The 969-nt window shown below is 65.4% G+C and carries 1 protein-coding gene; it reads left to right on the plus strand.

Annotated elements, in window-relative coordinates:
* Positions 1-211: 211 nt before the first annotated feature.
* Positions 212-969, plus strand: a 758-nt coding sequence (locus A949_RS0110585) for a hypothetical protein (RefSeq protein ID WP_019355981.1), incomplete at its 3' end; no start/stop codon positions are given.

Genomic DNA, 969 nt, shown 5'->3' on the forward strand with positions numbered 1-969 from the left:
TCACCCACTTTCTCCACGCTAAGGCAACGCCCACCACGATGGATACGATCAGCAAGCCCATGATCACCGTCCTAGTTGGGCTCTGGATAGCTTCCCGCAACATCCGACGAGGCTATCCTGCAACCATCTACATTGTTGGGGATTCGGGAATAAACGCGGGAGCGAGTCGATTCTCACCGTGCAGTGATGGTGCTGAAGCGGGGAGGGGCGCATGGGCGACCTGAAGGTCTTCCGGATCAGGGGTGGCCGGGCGACGGAGATACCGGGTGCGTCGGTGGCGGTGGAGCGGGATCTGCAGTCGCTGATTGAGGCCAATATGGAGGCGATGCTCGGGATCCGGTTCCTGGCCTCGGAGTACCGGACCGGTCGGCGGCACCGGGGCCGGGTCGATTCCCTCGGGCTGGACGAGAGCGGCACCCCCGTGATCATCGAGTACAAGCGTTCGAGGGATCAGAACGTGATCAACCAGGCGCTGTCGTATCTGGTGTGGCTGCGGGACCACCACCATGAGTTCGAGCGGCTGGTCGCCGACCGGCTCGGTGGGGAGGCGGCTGGGGCAGTGGACTGGAGCAATCCGCGAGTGATCTGCGTGGCCGGGGAGTTCACCTACCACGACACGGTGGCGGTCGAGGAGATCGGCCGCCGGATCGACCTGGTCTCCTATCGGATCTTCGATGACGTGCTTACGCTGCGGCTGATCGCCTCGGTCGCCGGCACCGGCGGACCTTCCCCGCGCGCCAAGACACCGACCTTTTCGAGCGAAACGGGTCCGGAGCCGGTGGCGGCGGTGAGCGTGCCGCAGCAGCGGTTGGAGGGAGCCCCGGCGAAGGTGAAGGAGCTCTTCGGCGCGGTCGATGAGCGGTTGCTGCTGCCGGAGGGGGCGTGGATGGAGCCGCAGCAGCACTACCTGACCTACCGGCGGTTGCAGAAGTATGCCTCCCTGCGGGTGCTGCCGCGCAAGGAGGTCGT

The sequence above is a fragment of the Streptomyces sp. AA1529 genome, assembly GCF_000280905.1.
Lineage (GTDB): Bacteria > Actinomycetota > Actinomycetes > Streptomycetales > Streptomycetaceae > Streptomyces.